This window comes from Flavobacterium araucananum (assembly GCF_002222055.1).
Classification (GTDB): domain Bacteria; phylum Bacteroidota; class Bacteroidia; order Flavobacteriales; family Flavobacteriaceae; genus Flavobacterium; species Flavobacterium araucananum.
The window spans coordinates 59231-82849 of record NZ_MUGS01000017.1 but is presented as its reverse complement, the minus strand read 5'-3'; the positions used below and the strand labels follow the sequence as shown (position 1 = coordinate 82849).

General features: G+C 34.5%; 15 protein-coding genes. 9 read left to right on the top strand and 6 right to left on the bottom strand.

Going from position 1 to position 23619, the window contains the following annotated elements; all coding sequences use genetic code 11:
- Positions 1-252: 252 nt before the first annotated feature.
- The 7 genes from asnB (B0A64_RS11840) to B0A64_RS11810 all read left to right on the top strand — a co-directional run bounded on the left by asnB (B0A64_RS11840) (position 253) and on the right by B0A64_RS11810 (position 13946).
- Positions 253-1929: an asparagine synthase B gene (gene asnB / locus B0A64_RS11840; protein ID WP_089479732.1), complete on the top strand. Its 1677-nt coding sequence runs from the start codon at positions 253-255 to the stop codon at positions 1927-1929.
- A 307-nt stretch (positions 1930-2236) separates the two neighbouring features.
- Positions 2237-3853, top strand: a complete 1617-nt coding sequence (asnB, locus tag B0A64_RS11835) for an asparagine synthase B (RefSeq protein ID WP_089479731.1) — start codon at positions 2237-2239, stop codon at positions 3851-3853.
- A gap of 205 nt (positions 3854-4058) precedes the next feature.
- Positions 4059-6794 carry a M16 family metallopeptidase gene (locus B0A64_RS11830; protein ID WP_089479730.1) on the top strand — a complete coding sequence of 912 codons (2736 nt, stop codon included), beginning with the start codon at positions 4059-4061 and terminating at the stop codon, positions 6792-6794.
- 266 nt (positions 6795-7060) lie between these two features.
- A complete protein-coding gene (gene gyrB / locus B0A64_RS11825) occupies positions 7061-9001 on the top strand; it encodes a DNA topoisomerase (ATP-hydrolyzing) subunit B (RefSeq protein ID WP_089479729.1) in 1941 nt (646 codons plus the stop codon).
- Positions 9002-9110: 109 nt separating this feature from the next.
- Entirely contained in the window at positions 9111-10046 is a 936-nt protein-coding gene (gene mdh, locus B0A64_RS11820) for a malate dehydrogenase (RefSeq protein WP_089479728.1), read from the top strand.
- A gap of 227 nt (positions 10047-10273) precedes the next feature.
- Positions 10274-13246, top strand: a complete 2973-nt coding sequence (gene secDF / locus B0A64_RS11815) for a protein translocase subunit SecDF (RefSeq protein WP_089479727.1) — start codon at positions 10274-10276, stop codon at positions 13244-13246.
- A gap of 85 nt (positions 13247-13331) precedes the next feature.
- A complete protein-coding gene (locus tag B0A64_RS11810) occupies positions 13332-13946 on the top strand; it encodes an acyloxyacyl hydrolase (protein WP_089479726.1) in 615 nt (204 codons plus the stop codon).
- Between the two features lie 60 nt (positions 13947-14006).
- Here B0A64_RS11810 and lgt read toward each other — a convergent pair whose 3' ends face one another.
- The 6 genes from lgt to B0A64_RS11780 all read right to left on the bottom strand — a co-directional run bounded on the left by lgt (position 14007) and on the right by B0A64_RS11780 (position 19371).
- A complete protein-coding gene (gene lgt, locus B0A64_RS11805; RefSeq protein WP_089479725.1) occupies positions 14007-14939 on the bottom strand; it encodes a prolipoprotein diacylglyceryl transferase in 933 nt (310 codons plus the stop codon).
- A gap of 64 nt (positions 14940-15003) precedes the next feature.
- Entirely contained in the window at positions 15004-15243 is a 240-nt protein-coding gene (gene yidD, locus B0A64_RS11800) for a membrane protein insertion efficiency factor YidD (RefSeq protein ID WP_089479724.1), read from the bottom strand.
- Positions 15244-15265: 22 nt separating this feature from the next.
- Positions 15266-16744 carry a cysteine--tRNA ligase gene (gene cysS / locus B0A64_RS11795; protein WP_089479723.1) on the bottom strand — a complete coding sequence of 493 codons (1479 nt, stop codon included), beginning with the start codon at positions 16742-16744 and terminating at the stop codon, positions 15266-15268.
- A 94-nt stretch (positions 16745-16838) separates the two neighbouring features.
- On the bottom strand, positions 16839-17204 hold the full coding sequence (locus B0A64_RS11790; protein ID WP_089479722.1) for a four helix bundle protein: 366 nt from the start codon (positions 17202-17204) through the stop codon (positions 16839-16841).
- Between the two features lie 95 nt (positions 17205-17299).
- Entirely contained in the window at positions 17300-17971 is a 672-nt protein-coding gene (folE, locus tag B0A64_RS11785; protein WP_089479721.1) for a GTP cyclohydrolase I FolE, read from the bottom strand.
- Between the two features lie 203 nt (positions 17972-18174).
- Entirely contained in the window at positions 18175-19371 is a 1197-nt protein-coding gene (locus tag B0A64_RS11780) for a pyridoxal phosphate-dependent aminotransferase (RefSeq protein WP_089479720.1), read from the bottom strand.
- Positions 19372-19494: 123 nt separating this feature from the next.
- On the opposite strand from B0A64_RS11780, the gene B0A64_RS11775 reads away from it, so the two are divergent.
- Both B0A64_RS11775 and B0A64_RS11770 read left to right on the top strand, forming a co-directional pair.
- Complete coding sequence (locus B0A64_RS11775; protein ID WP_089479719.1) at positions 19495-20820, top strand: PDZ domain-containing protein; 1326 nt, start codon at positions 19495-19497, stop codon at positions 20818-20820.
- A 159-nt stretch (positions 20821-20979) separates the two neighbouring features.
- Complete coding sequence (locus B0A64_RS11770) at positions 20980-23610, top strand: gliding motility-associated C-terminal domain-containing protein (protein WP_089479718.1); 2631 nt, start codon at positions 20980-20982, stop codon at positions 23608-23610.
- Positions 23611-23619: the final 9 nt, after the last annotated feature.

The window sequence follows — 23619 nt, the reverse complement described above, 5'->3', positions numbered from 1 at the left end:
TTCTAAAATATCATAAAACTTAATTCAAATATTGGTTTAAAACCTTGTGTTTTGTGCTTTGTTTAGGGCTGAAATTAAAATTTTTAAGTTTAGGGCTTTTTTTTGTACTAAAATTTTACATTTTATATGTAAAAACAATTTTATGGTTTAAAATTATAACTGAAATGAATATTTATGTTTTTCGATTGTAACCATTAATGCATCTTTGCCATAAGAAAGAGAAATTTAAATAAAAAATAAAAATATATAATTATGTGTGGAATCGTATGTGCCTTTGATCTAAAGCAAAAAGCCGAAACATTAAGACCTCAAGTATTAGAAATGTCTAAAATCATTCGTCACCGCGGACCGGACTGGAGCGGAATTTACAGCAATGATAAAGCAATTTTATCGCACGAGCGTTTGGCAATTGTAGATCCAGCTTCAGGAAAACAACCTTTATTTACCGAAGATAAAAAATTGGTTTTGGCTGCAAATGGTGAGATTTACAACCACAGAGAATTGCGCAAACAATTTGAAGGAAAATATAACTTTCAGACCGAAAGCGACTGCGAAGTTATCTTGGCACTTTATAAAGAAAAAGGTCCTCACTTTGTAGATGAAATGAACGGAATCTTCGGATTTGCTATTTATGATGTCGAGAAAGATGAGTATTTTATTGCTCGTGATCACATGGGAATTATTCCGTTGTATATTGGTTGGGATCAGCATGGAACCTTTTATGTAGCATCTGAGTTGAAAGCTTTAGAAGGATATTGTACAAAAATTGAATTATTTCCTCCGGGACATTATATGACAAGCAAAGACGGTGAATTTGTACAATGGTACAAAAGAGACTGGACAGATTATGATGCAGTAAAAGACAACGAAACAAGTATTCCTGCGATAAAAGAAGCACTTGAAGCAGCAGTTCACAGACAATTAATGAGCGATGTTCCTTACGGAGTTTTACTTTCGGGAGGTTTAGATTCGTCTATTACATCGGCAGTAGCCAAAAAATTTGCTCAAAAACGTATTGAGTCAGATGATACTACAGATGCGTGGTATCCGCAATTGCATTCTTTTTCAGTAGGATTAGACGGTTCTCCTGATTTGGCAGCTGCTCAAATTGTAGCAAAACATATTGGAACAATTCACCACGAAATAAAATTTACAATTCAGGAAGGCTTAGATGCTGTTCGCGATGTAATTTACAACTTAGAAACATATGACGTAACTACGGTTAGAGCATCTACACCAATGTGGTTAATGGCAAGAGTTATTAAATCAATGGGAATTAAGATGGTTCTTTCCGGTGAAGGGGCAGACGAGTTATTTGGAGGTTATTTGTACTTTCATAAAGCACCAAATGCAAGAGAATTTCATGAAGAGAACGTTCGTAAATTAGGAAAATTGCACATGTACGATTGTTTGCGTGCCAACAAAAGTTTAGCAGCGTGGGGTATTGAAGGTCGTGTACCTTTCTTAGACAAGGAATTTATGGATGTTGCGATGCGCATCAACCCACAGGATAAAATGATCAACAAAGAACATCCAATGGAAAAATGGGTAGTTCGTAAAGCTTTTGAAGATATGTTGCCGGAAAGTGTAGCCTGGAGACAAAAAGAGCAATTCTCAGACGGAGTAGGATACAGCTGGATTGATACTTTGAAAGAAGTGGTAGCCAAAGAAGTTTCGGATGAGCAATTGGCAAATGCGAGATTTAAATTCCCATTGCAGACACCAACGTCTAAAGAAGAATATTATTATCGTTCCATCTTTGCAGAACATTTCCCTAGCGATGCAGCAGCACTGTGTGTACCTCAGGAAGCAAGTGTGGCCTGTAGTACAAAAATTGCCTTAGAGTGGGACGAAGCTTTCAAAAACATGAACGATCCTTCAGGAAGAGCCGTAGCAAGTGTTCATGATGATGCTTATGCCAAGGCCTAAATAAGAATTTTTAGAATTAGTATATATTATTTTGAAAGACGTTCTCAATACTGAGAGCGTTTTTCTTGTCTTATAATGTTAAAATCTGTTATTTCAGCTACTTAAAAATATTTTTTGAAAATTATTTAAGTTTCTTTTTTATATTTGGCATTAGCTGAAATAAAATTAAATTAACAAAATTGTAGTGGTATTATTACATAAAAGCAAAAAAAAATATTTAGTTTAGCTGAAAGTTATCAGGTTGTAATTGGTTAGCATCGTTTAGTTGTAACCAAAAAAATAAAAAAAATAAAAAAAATAGAATAGTATGTCTGGATTATTAGCCGTTATAGGTAAAGGAAAAGACCCGCAACTCGTAAAAGAGCTTTCTACAAGAATGTCGCATCGTGGTCCTGATGAGAGTGATTTACATATTATGGAAAATGGCAGTATTATGTGCCATGAAAGTTTGTCGATTATCGATTTAAAATCAGGTAAGCAACCTATTCAGGGAACAAATAAAGCCTGGATGGTTCATGATGGAGAAATCTATAATTATAAAGAATTAAAAGAAACAGTCTTAAAAGAACACACCTTTAGAACAAAATCAGATTCTGAAGTAATTGTGCATTTGTACGAAGAATTTGGATACAAGTTTTGCAATATGCTTGACGGTGATTTTGCTTTTGTAATTATAGATGGGGATAATTATATTGCTGCCAGAGATGCAGTAGGTGTTAAGCCTTTGTATTACGGACTGGATGAAAGAGGACGAATTTATTTCTCGTCAGAAATGAAATCCATTGCAGATCAGTGCAAATCATTTTCGACTTTCCCTCCCGGACATTATTATACAGGCAAAACTGGTTTTGTAAAATATTACAATCCGGAATACGAAGATTATACAAAAGCGAATCAGGTATTAGATCTGGATTTAATTCGCGAAACATTAATAGAAGCTACCAGTAAGCGTTTAATGAGCGAAGTTCCTGTGGGAGTATTACTTTCAGGAGGTTTAGATTCATCTTTATTATCTGCAATCGCCGCTCGTTTATTGAAAGAGAAAGGTGAAAAATTACATTCCTTTTCTATAGGTTTAAATGCAGATTCGCCGGATAATATTGCAGCCAGAAAAGCAGCCGAATTTCTGGGGACAGAACATCATGAAGTATATTTTACCGTAGAAGAAGGTGTTTCTATCCTGGAGAAAATAATTTATCATATCGAAACTTATGATATTATCTCTGTAAGAGCCGGAGTACCAATGTATTTCTTATCAAAAGCAATAGCAGACCAAGGTGTAAAAGTAATTCTCTCAGGAGAAGGGGCTGATGAAGTATTTGGCGGTCATTTGTATTTTAGAAATGCACCCTCTACAGAAGAATTTCAGAAAGAAACGATTGAGAGAGTTCAGAAATTATTTACTGCCGATTTGTTGCGTGCCGATAAGTCAACAATGGCAAACGGTATCGAAACCAGAGTTCCGTTTTTAGATAAGCAATTTTTGGATGTTACAATTCGCATCAAGCCAGAAGAGAAACAGCCAAAAAAGTACGATAGTGTCGAAAAATATATCTTAAGAAAAGCATTTGATACACCAGAAAATCCGTATTTGCCAACCGAAGTCTTATGGAGACAAAAAGAACAGTTTTCTGATGGAGTTGGATACAATTGGATTGATCAATTAATCGAGTATTGCGCAACACAGGTTTCAGATGAGCAATTGGCAGCTGCAAGTACTGAGTTTCCGTACAATTCGCCAACAACAAAAGAAGCCTATCTTTACAGATCTATTTTTCATAAATTTTATCCGCAAATAAGCGCTGCACATACGGTTAGAAAATGGATTCCGAAATGGCAGGAAAATCAGGATCCAAGCGGAAGAGCCAATGCCGCTCACTTAGAAGGTAATTTTGAAGCCGCAAAATCCAGTGTAGCCGTTTAGAATAGTAATAGAGAAAATATAAAATCCAAAAATTTAATTTTGGATAACGATAACAAAATCCGAAACTACATGTCAAATGTTGGTTTCGGATTTTTTTGTGATTTAAACTTTAGAATTTTAGTTATTGGACTTTAAGGTCAAGCAACCTATTAAGAAAAATACTATATTTGGGTACCAAAAATAAACTAATCTTTAAATATATTCTATGAGAAACTTATTATTAGGTGGGATTTTGTTCTGCTCACTTGTTTCACAACCCTTACTTTATGCACAAAAAAAGACAGAAGCACCAAAATACATTAAAAATATTGAAGGTGTCAAGGAATATTCATTAAATAATGGATTAAAAGTATTGCTGATTCCGGATGCTTCACAAAGCAATATGATTGTAAATATTGTTTACAATGTAGGTTCCAGAAACGAAGGTTACGGCGAGAAAGGAATGGCACATTTACTGGAGCACATGCTTTTTAAGAGTACTAAGAATTTGGGTGATATCAAAAAAATGCTTTCAGATAAAGGAGGAAATGCCAATGGAACGACCTGGCTGGACCGAACTAATTATTATGAAATTTTCCCTTCAAACGATGAAAATTTAAAGTGGAGTATCCAAATGGAGGCTGACAGAATGGTTAATTCAACTATTTTGCAAACAGATCTTGATAAAGAATTTTCGGTAGTACGCAATGAATTCGAAATAGGCGAGAATAATCCGGATGCTGTTTTGCAGGAAAGAATACTATCTGCTGCATATTTGTGGCACAACTACGGTAGAAGTACAATTGGCAGTAAGGAAGATATAGAACGTGTTAGAGCAAATACACTAAGAGTTTTTTATGAAAAATATTACCAGCCGGATAATTCAACCCTAATCATTGCAGGAAAGTTTGACGAGCAAAAAGCATTGCAATATGTAGGGCAATATTTTGGCGCAATCCCTAAACCTAAGCGTGTTTTAGATAAAACGTATACGATAGAACCGGCTCAGGATGGTGAGAAATATGTAGAATTAAACAGAGCAGGAGACAGTAAAAATGTGGGAGCCGTATATCATACTGCCGCTTATGCAGATAAAGATTATGCAGCAATTGATGCTTTAGGAGAAATCTTAACAGCAGATCCATCCGGTTATTTGTATAAAACATTGGTAGAAACACAAAAAGCTTCCAGTATTTATTTTTGGCAACCTACAACCAGAGACGCAAGTTATATTTATTTTGGCGTTGCAGTTCCTAATGATAAAGATGTAAAAGCAACAAAAGATATTGTTAGAACAGAACTCGATAAAATAGGATCTACAAAATATACAGACGAAGATGTAAGCAGAGCGAAAGCTAAAATTATAAAACAAATTGAAAGCGTAAAAAATAATACCGTATCGTTTGCTATAAACCTTACAGAAATTATTGGAGCAGGAGATTACAGGCTTGGCTTTTTGTATCGTGATGCGATCGAAAAGTTAACCAAAGAAGACATACAAAGAGTTGCCGAAAAATATTTTAGAAGCAACAATAGAACAGTAGGTGTATTTATACCGTCTAAGGATGAGCAAAGGGTAAAACCGGCAGAATATACAGATGAGCAATTGTTGGCATTTACAAAAGAGTACAAAGGAAAAGCTTTAGAAAAAGAAGCAGCTCCGTTTGAAGCATCGATTAAAAACTTAAAGCAAAATTTTGTAGAAGGCAAACTAAGCAATGGTGCAAAATACGGATTGATTAAAAAAGAAATAAAAGGCGGAAAAGTTCAGGCGAGTTTTAAATTTCAAGTGAGTAATGAAAAAGATTTAAAAGGTAAAACTAATGCCGGTGGTATATTGGCACAATTGCTAAAAACAGGAACAAAGACTAAAACCAAAGAGCAGATTCAGGACAGATTGGATCAATTAAAATCAAGTATAGATTTTAATTATTCAAGACAAACCCTATCCGTAAATGTGAGCACTTACAAAGAAAACTTTAAAGAAGTAATGGCAATTTTGGGTGATTTACTTGTTAATGCTACTTTTCCTGAAAATGAATTAACAAAAACAATCAGTGAATATAATACCTATCTCGAAGCTAATCTTAATGATCCGCAATCAGTTGCGTTTACAGAAATTAACAGACAAACTACAAAATATCCAAAAGAAAGTATTTTTTATACCCTGACGATTCAGGAACAAATTGATGCTTTTAAAAAGATAAAACAAGCTGAAATAGTTGATTTTTATAGCAATATTTTGGGTGGGAATAATGGTGTTGGCACTGTAGTAGGAGATCTGGATGCCAAATCTACAGGAGAAATTTTAGAAAACACTTTTGGTAAATGGAATTCTAAATCAAAATATGAACTTGCTTTGCCTACTTATTTTGAAAGCGAAAAGTCAGATAAAGATTTAATTACTCCGGACAAAGAGAATGCAGTTGCTCTGGGGAGAATAAGTTTTAAGATGGATAGAAAAAGTCCTGATTACCCGGCATTTGTTATGGCCAATGAAATATTAGGAAGCGGAGGATTTTTGAGTGCCAGAATCCCAATGAGGTTAAGAGAAAAAGAAGGAATAAGTTATGGAGCAGGTTCTTTTATCGATGTTCCAATTACCAGCGATGTCGCATTTTGGAGTTATTATGCTTTTCTAAACCCAACCAAGAAAAAAGCTGTCGAAACTGCTGCAAAAGAAGAAATTGCAAAAGCATTAAAAGACGGTTTTACAGCAGATGAGTTAAAATCAAATCTGGTAAGCTGGCAAAATGAGCGAAAAACAAGATTAGGTACCGATGATACGCTGATGAGTTTAACAAATACTTATCTTCAATACGGAATCCCGCTTGAGGATTATGATACGCTTGAAAGCAAAGTAAAAACCTTAAAAGTCGAAGAAGTAAATGCTGTTTTGAGAAAGTATTTAAGTCTGGAAAAAATGACGTCGATTTACGCCGGAGACTTTAATAAAAAGTAAAAAAGAATAAATTTTTAATTTTTAAATTCCAAAATCCGAAATGGCATTTCATGTTTGTTTCGGATTTTTTTATGTTATTCTTATTTTTAGAAATTAGAATTTAGGAAAATTAGAATTTAAAGTTGGCTTTTTGAATTTATTTTTTGATTTTTTAAACAATTGTGTTAATAACTTAAGTGCTTTAAGTCGTATTTTAACGGATATATAATTTGCGTTTTTATATATTTGCGTGTTAGACAATAATTACATTTTTTAGAATAAATTATATGAGCGAAGAAATCAAGAAGAACAATTATTCAGCAGATAGTATTCAGGCATTAGAAGGAATGGAGCACGTAAGAATGCGTCCATCGATGTATATTGGAGATGTGGGGGTTCGAGGGCTACATCATTTGGTTTATGAGGTTGTTGATAACTCTATTGATGAGGCGATGGGAGGACATTGTGATACTATTGGTGTTGCAATAAACGAAGACGGTTCAGTAACAGTTGAAGATAACGGTCGTGGTATTCCAGTTGATTTACATAAAAAAGAAGGTGTTTCGGCACTTGAGGTAGTAATGACTAAAATTGGTGCCGGAGGTAAATTCGATAAAGATTCTTATAAAGTTTCCGGAGGTTTACACGGTGTTGGGGTTTCTGTTGTAAATGCACTTTCAGTTCATATGAAATCTACTGTTTTTAGAGACGGTAAAATCTATGAGCAGGAATACGAAAGAGGTAAAGCAATTTATCCTGTTAAACAAATTGGAGAAACAGATAAAAGAGGTACACGCCAGACATTTTATCCTGATAATACTATATTTACTCAAACTACCGAGTTCTCTTATGATACTTTATCAGCTCGTATGCGTGAGCTTTCTTACTTAAACAAAGGTATCACGATTACGTTTACAGACAAAAGAGAAGTAGACGATAAGGGCGAATTTAAAGTAGAAGTTTTTCACTCTGATGAAGGTCTTAAAGAATACATTCGTTATTTAGACGGTAACCGTGAGCCAATTATTTCTCACGTAATCAGCATGGATCACGAAAAAGGAGAGATTCCTGTTGAAGTTGCCCTGATTTATAATACAAGCTACACAGAGAATATTTTCTCTTACGTAAATAATATTAATACACACGAAGGAGGAACGCATTTACAAGGTTTTAGAAGTGGTTTGACAAGAACCCTTAAAAAATATGCCGATGCATCCGGAATGTTGGATAAATTAAAATTCGAAATTGCGGGAGATGACTTCCGTGAAGGATTGACAGCTATTATTTCGGTAAAAGTTGCAGAGCCACAATTCGAAGGACAAACCAAAACAAAGCTAGGAAATAGAGAGGTAGTTTCGCCTGTTTCTCAGGCTGTTGGAGAAATGTTGGAAAATTATTTGGAAGAAAATCCAAATGATGCCCGTATCATTATTCAAAAAGTAATTTTGGCTGCACAAGCCCGTCACGCTGCCAAAAAAGCACGTGAAATGGTACAACGTAAAACCGTTATGGGTGGCGGTGGATTGCCGGGAAAACTTTCAGATTGTTCAGAGCAGGATCCTGCAAGATGTGAAGTTTACCTTGTCGAGGGAGATTCGGCTGGTGGAACAGCAAAACAAGGTCGTGATCGTGCATTTCAGGCTATTTTGCCATTACGTGGTAAGATTTTGAATGTCGAAAAAGCAATGCACCATAAAGTATTCGAAAATGAAGAGATTCGTAATATCTTTACCGCTTTGGGAGTTACCGTTGGTACTGCCGAAGATAGTAAAGCCTTAAATCTTGAAAAACTAAGATATCATAAAGTAATCATCATGTGTGATGCCGATGTCGATGGTAGTCACATTTCTACCTTAATATTAACATTCTTCTTCCGTTTCATGAAAGAACTAATCGAAGAAGGTCACGTTTATATCGCAGCACCACCTTTATATTTAGTTAAAAAAGGAACTAAAAAAGAATATGCATGGAATGATGTTCAACGCGATCAGGCGAATGAGCGAATGGGAGGAAGTGCTGCTATTCAGCGTTATAAAGGTCTTGGAGAGATGAACGCAGAGCAATTATGGGAAACAACAATGGATCCAAGCTTTAGAACTTTACGTCAGGTAACTATTGATAGTCTGGCAGAAGCTGATAGAGTTTTCTCAATGTTAATGGGAGATGAAGTGCCACCACGTAGAGAATTTATCGAGAAAAATGCAGTTTACGCTAATATCGATGCATAATAAATTTTAATCGCCAATTCGTTTAATTGTTTAAATTTACTTAGACGATTAAACGAATTGTCAATTTATCAAATAAACAAATTAATTAATAACCGATAAAGTATAAAATATGAAAGTTACCATTGTAGGAGCAGGAAATGTTGGAGCTACATGTGCAGATGTTATTTCTTATAGAGGAATTGCAAGCGAAGTAGTGTTGTTGGATATTAAAGAAGGTTTTGCCGAAGGGAAAGCGTTGGATATTATGCAATGTGCGACAAATACAGGTTTTAATACCAAAGTATCTGGCGTAACCAACGATTATTCTAAAACTGCCGGAAGTGATGTAGTTGTTATTACATCAGGAATTCCAAGAAAACCAGGAATGACTCGTGAAGAATTAATAGGTATAAATGCAGGAATTGTAAAAACAGTTGCTGAAAATGTATTGAAATTTTCTCCAAATACTATAATAGTCGTAGTTTCTAATCCAATGGATACTATGACCTACTTAGCTCTAAAAGCTACAGGATTACCTAAAAACAGAATTATTGGTATGGGTGGAGCGTTAGACAGTTCTCGTTTTAGAACGTATCTTTCTCTGGCTCTTGATAAACCTGCAAATGATATCTCTGCAATGGTTATTGGTGGTCATGGTGATACCACGATGATTCCTTTGACACGTTTGGCTTCTTATAACGGAATTCCGGTTACTGAGTTTCTTTCAGAAGAAGTATTGCAAAAAGTAGCTGCTGATACAATGGTAGGCGGAGCTACTCTTACAGGTCTTTTAGGGACATCTGCCTGGTATGCGCCGGGAGCATCTGTTGCTTTCTTGGTAGACAGTATTTTAAACGATCAGAAAAAAATGATTGCATGTTCTGTTTTTGTTGAGGGAGAATACGGTCAAAATGATATATGTATAGGAGTACCTTGTATAATAGGTAAAAACGGAGTAGAAGAAATTTTGGACATCAAATTGAATGACCACGAAAAAGCGTTATTTGCAAAAAGTGCAGATGCAGTTCGAGGGATGAATGATGCTCTAAAATCGATTTTAGTATAACGATTTTCGTAAAAAAAGGAAAAGGCTGCACTTTTGCAGTCTTTTTTTTGAGATTAATTAATAAATAAATTGGTTAATCTTTTCGTTAATTATATATTTGCTCGGTTAAAAAAAAATGTTGTAATTCGTGATCTCGATTTTTTAGTTTTAAAAACTCATGTCAGGGCTTATTTTATGGGACTTTAAAACAAAAATAAACAATAAAACATAATTAATTTTTAGTAATAATGCAGAATAAAGGACTTATTAAATTTTTCGCAATTCTATTTGCATTGGTAAGTATTTACCAACTTTCGTTCACTTTTGTGGCAAATAATGTCAAAAGTGAGGCTAAAGCTTTTGCAGGAGATAATCCTGACAAAGAGCTAAAATATTTAGACTCTATTGGTAAAGAAAAAGTGTTCAATCTTGGTTTCTCGGATTTTACTTATAATGAAGTAAAAAACAAACAACTAAATAAAGGTCTTGACTTAGAAGGAGGAATCAACGTGATTCTTCAAATTTCTATTAAAGATGTTTTAAAAGGATTAGCAAACAATTCTAAAAATCCGGTATTTAATAAATCATTAGCTGATGCGTCTGCAAATTTAGAAGGAAACAAAACTTATTTAAGTAAGTTTTTTGAAGCTTTTGAAGCGAATTCAAACGGAACTGTAAAATTAGCATCACCAGATATTTTTGCAAACAGAAGTTTACAAGGAGAAGGTGGAATCGATTTTCAAATGTCTGATTCACAAGTTCAAAAAGTAATCAAAAGAAAAGTTGATGAGTCTGTTGAAAGTGCTTACAAAGTATTAAGAGAGCGTATCGACAAATTTGGTGTTACACAACCAAACATCCAAAAATTAGGAGAAACAGGAAGAATCTTAGTAGAGCTTCCAGGTGCTAAAGATGTTGATAGAATTAAAAAATTATTAGGTGGAAAAGCTCAATTAGAGTTCTGGGAAACTTATAAAGTAGAAGAAATTGGTAACTTTTTAATGGCTTCTAATGAGGCTTTGAAAAAGACTGAAATCAAGAAAACAGAAACTAAAACTGTTGCTAAAGATTCATTGAATGCTTTATTAACAGATGCTAAAGATTCAGTTGACACTAAAAAAGGAAACAATCCATTATTTGACAAAATGTTAAGTCAGGGTGGTGGACCAGTTTTAGGTTATTTTGCTCCAAAAGATACTGCAGTTGTAAACGCATATTTTAAAAGAGCAGACATCAGAGTTTTATTGGCTGCTGACCAACACAATGCAAAATTTGTTTGGAGTAAACCAACTACTATTAAAGATGCTAAAGGAAAAAGCCTTGAAGCTGTAGAATTATATGCATTAAAAGGAAACAGAGACAACGTTCCAGCAATGAGCGGTGGTGTTGTTACTGATGCAAAAGATACTTTTGACCAATTAGGAAAACCAGCTGTTTCTATGCAAATGAACAGTCAGGGTGCTAAGGTTTGGGAAGAATTAACAGGTAGAGCTTTTTCTCAAAAAAGTTATATTGCTATTGTTTTAGATGATATTGTTTACTCGGCTCCGGGTGTTACCAGTGGACCAATTGCAGGTGGAAGATCTGAAATTACAGGTTCTTTTGACGTAGCTGAAACTAAAGATTTAGCAAACGTATTAAATGCAGGTAAATTACCAGCTTCTGCTGATATTATTCAATCAACTGTTGTAGGGCCATCTTTAGGTCAGGCTGCAATTGATGCAGGTACAATTTCATCAGTATTAGGATTTTTATTAGTTTGTTTATGGATGGTATTCTATTATGGTAAAGCAGGTTGGTATGCTAACCTTGCCTTATTATTGAACTTACTTTTCTTATTCGGGATTATGGCAAGTTTTGGTTTTGTATTAACATTACCAGGTATTGCAGGTATCGTACTTACATTGGGTACAGCGGTAGATGCGAATATTATTATATTTGAAAGAGCAAAAGAAGAATTACGTGAAGGTAAATCTTTATCAGAAGCAGTTGCTGCATCTTACGGATGGCACGGTGCAATGCGTTCTATTATAGATGCAAACGTAACACACGTTTTAACTGGAGCTATCTTGTTTATTTTTGGAACAGGACCAATTAAAGGATTTGCTTTAACATTGCTTATTGGTATCGTAACTTCAATGTTTACATCAATTTTTATCGCTAGAATTTTTATCGACAGAAACATTGCTGGAAAAGCTGATTTAACGTTCTCTACAAACATTACTAAAAACTGGTTTACTAATTTCCACTTTGACTTTATTAAAATCAAAAAATTCACTTACATCTTCTCTTCAATTGTAGTTGTAGTAAGTTTAATCTCTATCTTCTTTGTTAACGGATTAGATGAAGGTGTTGATTTTGTTGGAGGTAGAACATTCCAGGTTAAATTTGAAAAACCAGTAGATGCTACAGTAGTTTCAGATGAATTATCTGCTGCTTTTGGTACTCCTGTTGAAGCTAAAATTTTAGGTGATGATGATCAGTTAAAAATCACAACCAAATACAAAATCAAAGAAGACGGTGTTGCTGTTGACGAAGAAGTGAACAAAAAATTATATGATGCATTAGCGAAATATTTCACTAACGTTAGTTATGACAAATTCACGAATACTTTCGACGGTAAAAGAGTTGGAGTTTTACAATCTTCTAAAGTTGGAGCTTCTATCTCTGAGGATATCAAAACAAACTCATATTGGGCAGTTCTTGGTGCAATGGCAGCTATATTCTTATACTTAATGGTATCTTTCCGTAAATGGCAATATTCATTAGGTGCAATTGCAGCTGTAGCGCATGACGTTATCTTTGTATTAGGGATCTACTCTTTATGTTATAAATTCATGCCTTTCCACATGGAAATGGATCAGCACTTTATCGCTGCAATTCTTACCGTTATTGGATATTCTATGAATGATACCGTAATTGTATTTGACAGAGTTAGAGAATTTATCATCGGTAACCGTAAAGGTACTTTTGAAGATATCGTAAATGCTTCTATTAATACTACATTATCAAGAACGTTGAATACGTCATTAATGATGATCATTGTATTGTTGACAATGTTTATTTTTGGTGGAGAATCAATTAGAGGATTTATCTTCGCGATGTTAGTTGGTATTGTTGTAGGAACTTATTCTTCATTATTTATCGCTACGCCGGTATTGGTAGACACGATTTCAAGTGATGAGAAACATACAATCGAAGAAAAACACAAACAGGCATAATTGCAGGTTTAATATAATAAAAAAAGATCCAGCGAAAGTTGGATCTTTTTTTTGTGCTATATTTAAGGTGTTTAAAGGCGTATTTATGAGTAGAAAATTACTATTTGTCATAATGTTTCTTCTGGTTGTATCCGGAGCTTCTGCACAGCATAAAAATGATAATTTTGCTATTGGTTTTAATTATGGTTTAGGCAGTGAGTTTCCTAATAAAAACTACACTTTTACCAACCAGTTTTATAAGTTTCAATTGTACTATCGAGTAAAAGAAACGAAACATTTTGAGTTTGAAATAGTAGTACAGCCAGAAGTTAATTTTGCAACACACCAATTGCTTAATTTATATTTTGTAAAACCTGAAACGCCGGATTATATTCGTAAAAGAGAACAATATACAAAGTTGAAAGATGTTCACGAATATGTTTTAAATCTGGGTTTTTTAATTAGAAAACCAATTGGTAAAATATTTTCGGTTTACGCTTTAGGCAGTATCGGACCAATGATTACCGATACTGAAACAGAACGCATGACGAATGGCTTTGCTTTTGCCGATGTTTTGGCACTTGGAGTTTCAGCTCAGGTAGATCAATTTAGATTTGATCTTCGCCCAAGTATCAGGCATGTGTCCAATGCAGGATTAAACAGTGAAAACGCAGGTTATAATACCAGAAATATCGAAATTGGTATTTCGTATGGTCTCTAAATAAAAATGCCCAATACGGTAAAGTATTGGGCATTTTTTATATTTTGGATTGTATTTTTTTTAAGATGTTGCCAACGGATTTCTTTGCGCTCTGATGATAAAGAAAAGCCCGATAATGATAAACGGAATACTCAACCATTGTCCTGTTGAGAAAGTGCCCAATTCATTCTCAAATCCGCCTTGACTTTCTTTTACAAACTCTACAATAAAACGTACTACAAATAAAAGAACAAGGAACGATCCAAACAATAAACCTGATTTAAGTCTTGCATTAGTTTTCCAGTACAAGAAAAACAAAATTGCAAAAACAAAAATATAGGCAATCCCTTCATACAATTGAGTTGGGTGTCTTGCAGGAACTTCTGCCAATAGAGTAGCAAATTTAGGATCTGTTGCAATGGCAGTATAAGCTGCTTTTGGGTCAGCAATATTAGTGGCATTTACAGCTTCGGCTTTACTGAACTGATCATGTAAAAAACGAATCCCAAAGGCTGAGTTAGTTTGTTGTCCTATAATTTCAGAATTAAAAAAGTTTCCTAAACGAACAAAAATAGCACCACTCGCAACTGGAATTACAACACGGTCTAAAATCCATAATAATGGACGTTGTAGTACTTTTTTACTGTAAAAATACATTGCTACAATAATAGCTATTGCTGCACCATGACTCGCTAATCCCTGAAAACCTGTAAACTCAAATTTTGGTTCAAATTTAACCGGTAAGAAAATTTCAAGTAAATGATTTCTAAAATATTCCCAATCATAGAAAAAAACATGTCCTAAACGGGCACCTATTAATGTGGCTAAAACTGTCCATACAAATAAAGAGTCTAATTTGTCGATTGGTTCATTTTCGCGTTCGAAAATCTGTTTCATTATAAACCAGCCTAAACCAAAAGCAATTACGAACATTAAACTGTAGTAACGAATCATAAAAAATCCTAAGTCGATTCCTTCTGAAGGATTCCAAATGATATTTGTGGAAAGTGCCATATATAAAATTGTTTTTTGAGTTGTAAAAATAAAAATTTAAAGTAAAGTTCCTCTTTATAAAAAGTTAATGTTTATGTGAACATTTCTTTTCGGGAACGGGATCATAACCGGTTTTTCCCCAAGGATGGCAACTTAAAATTCGTTTCATTCCCAGATAACCGCCATAAAACAATCCATGAGTTTGCAAAGCTTGAATCATATAAGACGAACAAGTAGGCTCGAACCTGCAACTCGCCGGTGTAAAAGGCGAAATTGCAGTTTGATAAAAGCGAACTAATAAAACAAATGGAGTAATTACTTTCATGATTTATTAGAAAATGAATTGATTATATTGAAAAGCTAGTGCCTTCTTTTCCGTCTTTTAACTGAATGCCTAAAGCAATCAACTGATCACGAATCTGGTCAGAAAGGGCAAAGTTTTTATCAGCTCTCGCTTGATTTCTCATCCCGATAAGCATGTTTACAACACCTTCTAGTTTGTCGTTGTTGCTATCAGATGCTTTGTCGTCACTTAGACCTAAAACATCAAAAACAAAAGCATTAATTGCAGCTGTAAATGTTTTTAGATCCTCGGCAGAGATAGTCTCTTTTCCTTCTTTTAATAAATTGATATAACGAACAGCCTCAAATAATTGAGCGATTAAAATTGGAGTATTAAAATCGTCATTCATGGCATCGTAAGACAATTGTTTCCAGGATTCGATATCAATAGAACTTGTTGCGCTTACAGAAATACCTGCTAGGGCATCAACAGCTTCCATCAGTCTTTTGTATCCTTTTTCGGCAGCAACAATAGCATCGTCAGAAAAATCCAGGATACTTCGGTAATGTGCCTGTAACATAAAAAATCGAGTTACAGATGCAGAAAAAGCCTTGCTTAGAATCGTGTTTTCTCCGCTTAAAATTTCGCCCGGTAAAATATTATTTCCGGTTGATTTGGCCATTTTCTTTCCGTTCAAAGTCAGCATGTTGGCGTGCATCCAGTAATTTACCGGAGATTGACCCGTGCAAGCTTCATTTTGAGCAATTTCACATTCGTGATGTGGGAATTTTAAATCCATTCCGCCACCATGAATATCAAAATGATTACCAAGATATTTAGTACTCATAGCAGTACATTCAAGATGCCAACCCGGAAAACCATCACTCCACGGCGAAGGCCATCTCATGATATGTTGTGGTTCTGCCTTTTTCCAGAGCGCAAAATCCTGTGGGTTTCTTTTGTCTGACTGACCATCAAGATCACGGGTATTGGCTAGCATATCTTCGATATTTCGGCCACTTAAAACTCCGTAATTATTGGTTTCATTATATTTTACAACATCAAAATAAACAGATCCGTTGGCTTCATAGCCAATTCCGGTATCAATAATTTTTTTGATTATTTCTATTTGTTCAATAATATGTCCCGTAGCAGTAGGCTCAATACTTGGTGGCAAAAAGTTGAAAGATTTCAGGATATCATGAAAATCTACCGTATAGCGCTGTACAACCTCCATAGGTTCAAGTTGCTCTAAACGTGCTTTTTTAGCGATCTTATCTTCACCCTCATCCACATCATCTACAATATGTCCCACATCAGTAATATTTCGAACATAACGAACTTTGTAATCCAGGTGCAAAAAATACCTGAATATCACGTCAAAAGACATAAAAGTTCTAACATTTCCTAAGTGTACATTGCTATAAACCGTAGGTCCGCAAACATACATTCCAACATTTCCTTCATGAATAGGGTTGAAATTTTCTTTTTCGCCCGAAAGCGAATTGTATATTTTTAGCGGCTGCGTTGTATATAGTGGCATATTCTTGTTGCTGTTTAATCGTTTTGTTGTTTAACCGTTTAATTGTTAATTTGTTAAAGCGTGTAAACGTTTTTCTGTTTTAATTGTCGGCTTCTTATTCTTTTGAAAGATAGTATTTTTTTAAACTATTTATCTGATTACAAATTTTTTCAATTTTCTCACGAGATTGTATGTAATCAACATCAGGTATATAATTTAAATCTTTAGAAATAATTAAATGATTTAAAGTTTCCATTGCTGATGAGTACGAAATTGTTAAAAAATGAGCCTTATCTTTATTCGTATTTCTTGAAGTTCCCTCTGCAATATTTGTAGCAATTGAAGCAGAACTTCTTTTTATTTGAGAAGTCAATCCGAATAATTCATTTGATGGAAATTTACTAGTTAATTTATAGATTTCCAAAATAAACATTCGTGAGTTTTGCCAAACTTCTAGCTTTTCAAACGAAAAAGTATACATGTGTTTTAGTTTAATTGTTAATTTGTTTAATAGTTTAACCGAAAATTAAGATTTGCAATGAAGCGATTAAACAAATTAACGATTTACCGATTAAACTAAAACTGTGTATCTAATTTGATGTAATCTAAAAATTCTCTTTTTGTTTGAGGATCTTTAAATTTACCACCAAATTCAGATGTTACAGTGCTGCTTTCGATGTCTTTAATTCCTCTTGAGTTTACGCAAAGGTGTTTAGCATCAATAACGCAGGCAACATCTTCAGTACCTAAAGCTTTTTGTAGTTCTTGTACAATTTGCATCGTCAAACGCTCTTGAACCTGAGGTCTTTTTGCATAATATTCTACAATTCGGTTCATTTTTGATAAACCAATCACTCTTCCGCTGGAGATATAAGCAACATGAGCGCGTCCGATAATGGGTAATAAATGGTGTTCGCAGGTAGAATAAACGGTAATGTTTTTTTCGACCAACATTTCACCGTATTTGTAATTATTGTCAAAAGTAGATGCTTTTGGTTTTCTTGTAGGGTTAAGACCTCCAAAAATCTCCTTTACAAACATCTTCGCTACTCTGTTTGGAGTACCTTTTATGCTATCATCATTCAAATCCATTCCCAGAGTCTGAAGAATGTTTTCGACATCTTTTTTTATTTTTTCTATTTTTTCTTCATCACTTAAGTCAAAAGCATCCTGTCTTACAGGGTTTTGTGCGTTGCTGCTAAAATGATTGTCTCCTATTTCGTCTAAAAAATCTTCGTTATTTATCATTAAAAACTACTATTATAATGGGTATATCTTTTTAAGGCGGTAAAGATAATTAATAAAAAGGAAACCTTTTCTATCGTTTTTACTATTTAATCGCTCCTTTTGGGATATAATTTAAATTAAAATCAAAATGATGTTTTTTAAAAATACAAAAGACAATAACATAGCGTGTTATTGTCTTTTGAAAGGCTGTATTTTTTCTGTAATTATTTTTTATTATACACCAAAAGTGCTTCTTTTAAAATATTTACAGCAGTAATTAAATCTTTTTTGTTCAGGACATACGCAATTCTTACCTGATTAAGTCCCATTCCCGGAGTCGAGTAAAATCCGGCAGCAGGAGCAACCATAACTGTTTCTCCGTTCAGGTCATAACTTTCTAAGAGCCATTGTGCAAAATCATCGGCATTTTCTATTGGCAATTGTGCAATGCAATAAAAAGCACCTTTTGGTTTGGTAACAACTACTCCTTCAATTTTATTCAATTCCGTAATCAAAGTATCACGACGACCTTTGTATTCTGAAATAACTTCGTCAAAATAACTTTGCGGAGTATCGATCGCAGCTTCACAAGCAATTTGCTCAATTGTAGGCGGACTCAAACGCGCCTGAGCAAATTTCATAACTGTTGCCAGTACTTCTTTATTTTTAGTAACCAAACAACCAATTCTGGCGCCACACATACTGTAACGTTTTGAAACAGAATCAACCATGATTACATTTTGTTGTACATCATCAAGATTCATTACAGAATAATGAACGTCGTCTCCATCGTATAAAAACTCACGATAAACCTCATCAGCAATTAAATACAAATCGTGTTTTTTTATTAAACCTGCCAGTTGCTTAATCTCTGCTTCTGAATATAAATATCCCGTTGGATTTCCGGGATTACAAATCAATATGGCTTTTGTTCTTGGTGTAATCAATTTTTCGACAGTATCAATGCTTGGCAAAGCAAAGGCACTTTCGATAGTCGAAATTACCGGAATTACAGTTGCGCTTGTTGAGGATGCAAAGGCATGATAATTAGCATAAAAAGGTTCAGGGATAATTATTTCATCTCCCGGATCTGTAATTGTGGCCAAGGCAAACAATAAGGCTTCAGAACCACCAGTTGTAATAATGATGTCTTCTGAGTTAACATTTACATTTTGACGTTGGTAAAATTGAGCTAATTTTTTTCTATAACTTTCATATCCGGCAGACGGACTGTATTCTATAAGAGTTAAATCAATATTTTTTACCGCCTCGATGGCCACTTCGGGTGTCTTGATATCCGGTTGACCAATGTTTAAATGATACACTTTTTTTCCTTTTTGTTTTGCAACATCTGCATAAGGAGCAAGTTTACGTATCGGAGATTCGGGCATGTTTCTGCCTTTGTGTGAAATTGTTGGCATGAGTTTTTAGTATTGAAGTGCAAATTTGCGTTTTTTTTTCGAATTTAACGTAAACATTACAGGTACTTATTAAAATGTAACAATTATCAATATTTTTAGTAATTTTATCATAAAATATTATCAATGAAAAAATATTTCATGTTGTTTTTTGGGCTTTTGGTAGCTTTCCCTCTTCTGGCGCAAGGCGATTTTGTCATCGAAAACCATAGTAAGAAGGTTACTATTCCTTTTAAATTAATTAATAACCTTATTTTTATTCCTATAAAAGTAAACGGTATCGAGCTCAATTTCCTTTTGGATTCAGGTGTCGAAGAAACCATATTGTTTAGTATGGAGGAAAAACAAGAAGTTAGTTTTAAAAACATTGAGAAAATAAAACTAAAAGGATTAGGTAGCGAAGATGAAATCGAAGGACTAAAATCGACGAATAATATTTTAGAAACGCATGGTTTAAAATCAAATAATCAATTGGTTTACATTATTTTAGATCAGACTTTTAATTTGTCCTCCCATATAGGTATTCCTGTAAATGGTATTATAGGTTATAAATTTTTTAAAAATAATATAGTCGAAATCAATTATCAGAAAAAACGAATCGTTGTGCATTCAAACAATGACGGAACCCGTAAAAAATTAGAAAGAAAGTTCAAAATAGTTCCTATTACTATAGAAAGATCTAAACCTTATGTGTATGCTACAGCTATTGTAGATACTATAAAAGTGCCGGCAAAACTACTTCTCGATATTGGTAACAGCGATGCTTTCTGGATTTTTGAGAATGATAAAATAAAATTGCCTAAAAAAAACTTTCCGGATTTTTTAGGAAAAGGGTTTAGTGGTGATATTGAAGGACATCGCGCCAAAATCGATAATTTTTTTATTGATGATTTTAATTTCAAAAAGCCAATTGTTTCCTTTCCGGATTCAAGTTCTATTCGAAATGTAAAAATGGTTCCGGGTAGAATAGGTTCTGTTGGCGGAGAAGTTTTAAAACGATTTACAGTAGTGTTAGACTATGCCGATCAGAAATTGTACCTTAAAAAAAACAGTAAATTTTCGGAACCTTTTAGTTATAATAAAAGCGGAATCACCATTCAGCACAACGGATTGCAATGGGTCCAGGAAACGGTTCATTTAGAAACCGTAAAAGTGGCTACATCTATGGAAGACGTGAGTTATAACGAAAAAAAAGATGGCAATTTTAAATATAAATTTTCATTAAAACCCGTTTACGAAATTGTAAATATCCGCAAAAACTCGACCGCTGAAAAGTGCGGATTGCAAAAAGGCGATATTATTGTGAGTATAAATAACAATGTTCCTTATAAGTATACTTTGCAACAAATAAATATGCTTTTAAAATCAGAAGAAGATATCTGGATAAATTTAGAAGTAGAACGAAACAGTGTGATTTTAAAATTCAGATTTAAGCTCGAAGATGAGTTGTAAGTTCTTCATTTGTAATTATTTAAAATTTTTGAAAAAATTGGTTATAATTACTGCTTATTTATAGGTTTGATTGAATTTTGTGAAAATTTAACTGTTAAATCGGGTTTTTTGTCTAAGTAACGTTATTATTTTATTATGTTTATAAAAAAATAAGAGTTTATGGTCAAAAAATACCCTAATGTATTACAATTTTTATTGTTTTTTATACTTTTATCAGTTTTACCTCTACAAATTTACGCACAATGTGCAGGGAATGATGGCAGCAAAGTAATTTGTAATATTGAGAATCCGGTAAACAAAACCATTTCATTATTTGCTTTATTAGGTGGTACGCCAACTGCTGGCGGTACATGGTCTGACGATAATAATTCAAGAGGTTTAAATCCTGCTACAGGTATGTTAAACGCACAACTGATCCGCAGCGGAGGTGTTTATCATTATACTTATACCGTTGCCGGTGTTGCCGGATGTACAGACAATAAATCTACTATAACAATCACAATAGGTTCATATCCCGGATCTCCTTCACCATTTGCAACAGAATGTAGTTCAAAAGAAACTTTTAATCTTTTTACCGCCTTTAATAGTACCGGAATGGGACCACACTCCAATGGTAGCTGGACCAATAGTGCGGGACAGCCTGTAGATGCAATAATTCCAATTACTGGGCTCGATGGATCATTTGAATTTACGTATACCGTTCCTGCAGTGGCTCCCTGTTCTGTAACAGATCCGTCAGTAAAAGTAACAGTAACTATTTTTAAGGCACCGGAACCCGGAACTGGTAATGATTTGTTGTTGTGCGGAAGTACGGATTTAGCCCCCTATACCAATTTAGATCTTCATACATTACTTGCCGGCGAAGATATGGGAGGAGAATGGACTGGTGTTGGATTAACCTCATTGACAGATCATAACATAAATCTACAGGAGATATTTGATAATTTTGGTCCCGGAGAATACGCTTATAATTATACCGTACGATCTTTTCCTGATAATAGAATTTGCCCGGATAAAACTACCTCTGTAACGATTACAATCGAAAAAAGGCTTGATTTTACAGGAGCAAAATTAGCAATTGATTCAGATATTTGCGAGGATAAAATTGCTACCGCCACCTACGTGGCAAGAATTACACAAGGACCGGAAGCGATTGCAAACGGACAATATAAAGTAACTTTTAATGTCTCCGGACCAAACGGAGGATCAGAAACCGTAACAGCAAACTTTGTAAACGGAGTAATTAGCTTTCCTCTAAAATCATCTTATTTTAAGCAGGTAGGAACCTTTATTGTAAATGTTACCAGCATTGTTGCAACAGCAAGCAAAGGCGCTTGTGTAAATATAGTGGCCAATTTATCTGATGATTTAAAAATTAATCCATTACCCAATTTTGACGGAGCCGTTTTAACTGCAACTCCAATATGTCAGAACAAGAATGCATTTATTCAAATTTCAAATGCAGCCCAATTATCAAATGGCAACTACAATATCGTTTACAATATAACAGGAGATAATTTTGCAACAGGTCAAACAGCGAATATTCAGGTTACAGGAGGAACTTCAGGTTTTGTAATTCCCGGAAACATCAATATAAAAAGTGGGGTATCGACTATAACCATTATTAAAATTACCAATACTGCGGGAGGAAATTGTTCTAATTTGGCAAATGTTCAGGGAAATCTAATCATTAATCCTTTGCCCAATGCAGCGACAGTAAAGGTATTGGTGCAGGATGTTTGCTTGAATGATCCGGTTGCGGTTGCGGTTTCCGGATTAGGAAATCTAACTACGGCAACCTTTTCGTATACACTTTCGGGAAATAATTCTTCGACATTGCAAACCGTTGTATTAACGGTGGATAACGGAAACGCCAGTTTTATAATTCCGCCAGCTTTGGTTCTAAATACCGGATCGACAACAATTTCTGCCATAAGTTTAAAGAATAATACCACTACTTGCGATGTTAGTTTAACCAGCGTGTCTGATAATTTTTTAATAAATAATATTCCGGTTGCACCAACTGCTGGCAATCAGATATTTTGTAAAGTAGACAGGGCAACAATTGCAAATTTAGTACCCCGCGGCTCTCAATATAAATGGTACAGTTCTACTACGGCAACAGCGGCTTTGGCAGATTCTTATCTTCTAAAAACAGAATATCTTTACTTGAGAGAAACCTCAGCAGAACGTTGTAGTTCAGCACCCACTATGATTGCGGTCTTAGTAAACGATACTCCGGCTCCAATCTTAAATACGGGCGGAACAGATTTTTGCGGTTTAGAAAATCCTACTATTTCAGATTTATCAAAAGCGACCAATGTACCTTCGACAGTTGCGTGGTACGACGCAGAAATCAACGGAAATTTATTGGCTTCAACAACCTTGCTCGTTCATAAAGCGAGGTATTACGGCTTCGATCTTTCGGCAGTAACAGATTGTATTTCTGATACCAATCTCGAAGTTACGGTTTCATTAATCGATTGTGATGTTTCGCAATATGCATTTTTTATTCCTGATGGATTTTCGCCAAACGGAGACAATATAAACGATACTTTCAGAATTCCTGATATTGAATATTTATACCCGGATTATACCCTTGAAATTTTCAATAGATACGGAAACGTAATGTTTAAAGGAAATATAAGTAAACCCAATTGGGACGGAAGAAATTCTGAAGCTGCCGGTTTTGGAGATGGAATTGCGCCAAACGGGGTCTATTTTTATATTATCAATTTTAATAAAGACAGCAGACGTCCGCAGCAAGGGCGACTTTACCTAAATAGATAATTCCTTTTT

Excerpts from the sequence above, each read along its gene's own strand:
- B0A64_RS11790 (WP_089479722.1), bottom strand. The coding sequence starts at position 17,204 with ATGTATACTTTTTCGTTTGAAAAGCTAGAAGTTTGGCAAAACTCACGA.
- asnB (WP_089479731.1), top strand. The coding sequence starts at position 2,237 with ATGTCTGGATTATTAGCCGTTATAGGTAAAGGAAAAGACCCGCAACTC.
- asnB (WP_089479732.1), top strand. The coding sequence starts at position 253 with ATGTGTGGAATCGTATGTGCCTTTGATCTAAAGCAAAAAGCCGAAACA.
- B0A64_RS11810 (WP_089479726.1), top strand. The coding sequence starts at position 13,332 with ATGAGTAGAAAATTACTATTTGTCATAATGTTTCTTCTGGTTGTATCC.
- mdh (WP_089479728.1), top strand. The coding sequence starts at position 9,111 with ATGAAAGTTACCATTGTAGGAGCAGGAAATGTTGGAGCTACATGTGCA.
- secDF (WP_089479727.1), top strand. The coding sequence starts at position 10,274 with ATGCAGAATAAAGGACTTATTAAATTTTTCGCAATTCTATTTGCATTG.
- folE (WP_089479721.1), bottom strand. The coding sequence starts at position 17,971 with ATGATAAATAACGAAGATTTTTTAGACGAAATAGGAGACAATCATTTT.
- B0A64_RS11770 (WP_089479718.1), top strand. The coding sequence starts at position 20,980 with ATGGTCAAAAAATACCCTAATGTATTACAATTTTTATTGTTTTTTATA.
- B0A64_RS11780 (WP_089479720.1), bottom strand. The coding sequence starts at position 19,371 with ATGCCAACAATTTCACACAAAGGCAGAAACATGCCCGAATCTCCGATA.
- B0A64_RS11775 (WP_089479719.1), top strand. The coding sequence starts at position 19,495 with ATGAAAAAATATTTCATGTTGTTTTTTGGGCTTTTGGTAGCTTTCCCT.
- B0A64_RS11830 (WP_089479730.1), top strand. The coding sequence starts at position 4,059 with ATGAGAAACTTATTATTAGGTGGGATTTTGTTCTGCTCACTTGTTTCA.
- cysS (WP_089479723.1), bottom strand. The coding sequence starts at position 16,744 with ATGCCACTATATACAACGCAGCCGCTAAAAATATACAATTCGCTTTCG.
- yidD (WP_089479724.1), bottom strand. The coding sequence starts at position 15,243 with ATGAAAGTAATTACTCCATTTGTTTTATTAGTTCGCTTTTATCAAACT.
- gyrB (WP_089479729.1), top strand. The coding sequence starts at position 7,061 with ATGAGCGAAGAAATCAAGAAGAACAATTATTCAGCAGATAGTATTCAG.
- lgt (WP_089479725.1), bottom strand. The coding sequence starts at position 14,939 with ATGGCACTTTCCACAAATATCATTTGGAATCCTTCAGAAGGAATCGAC.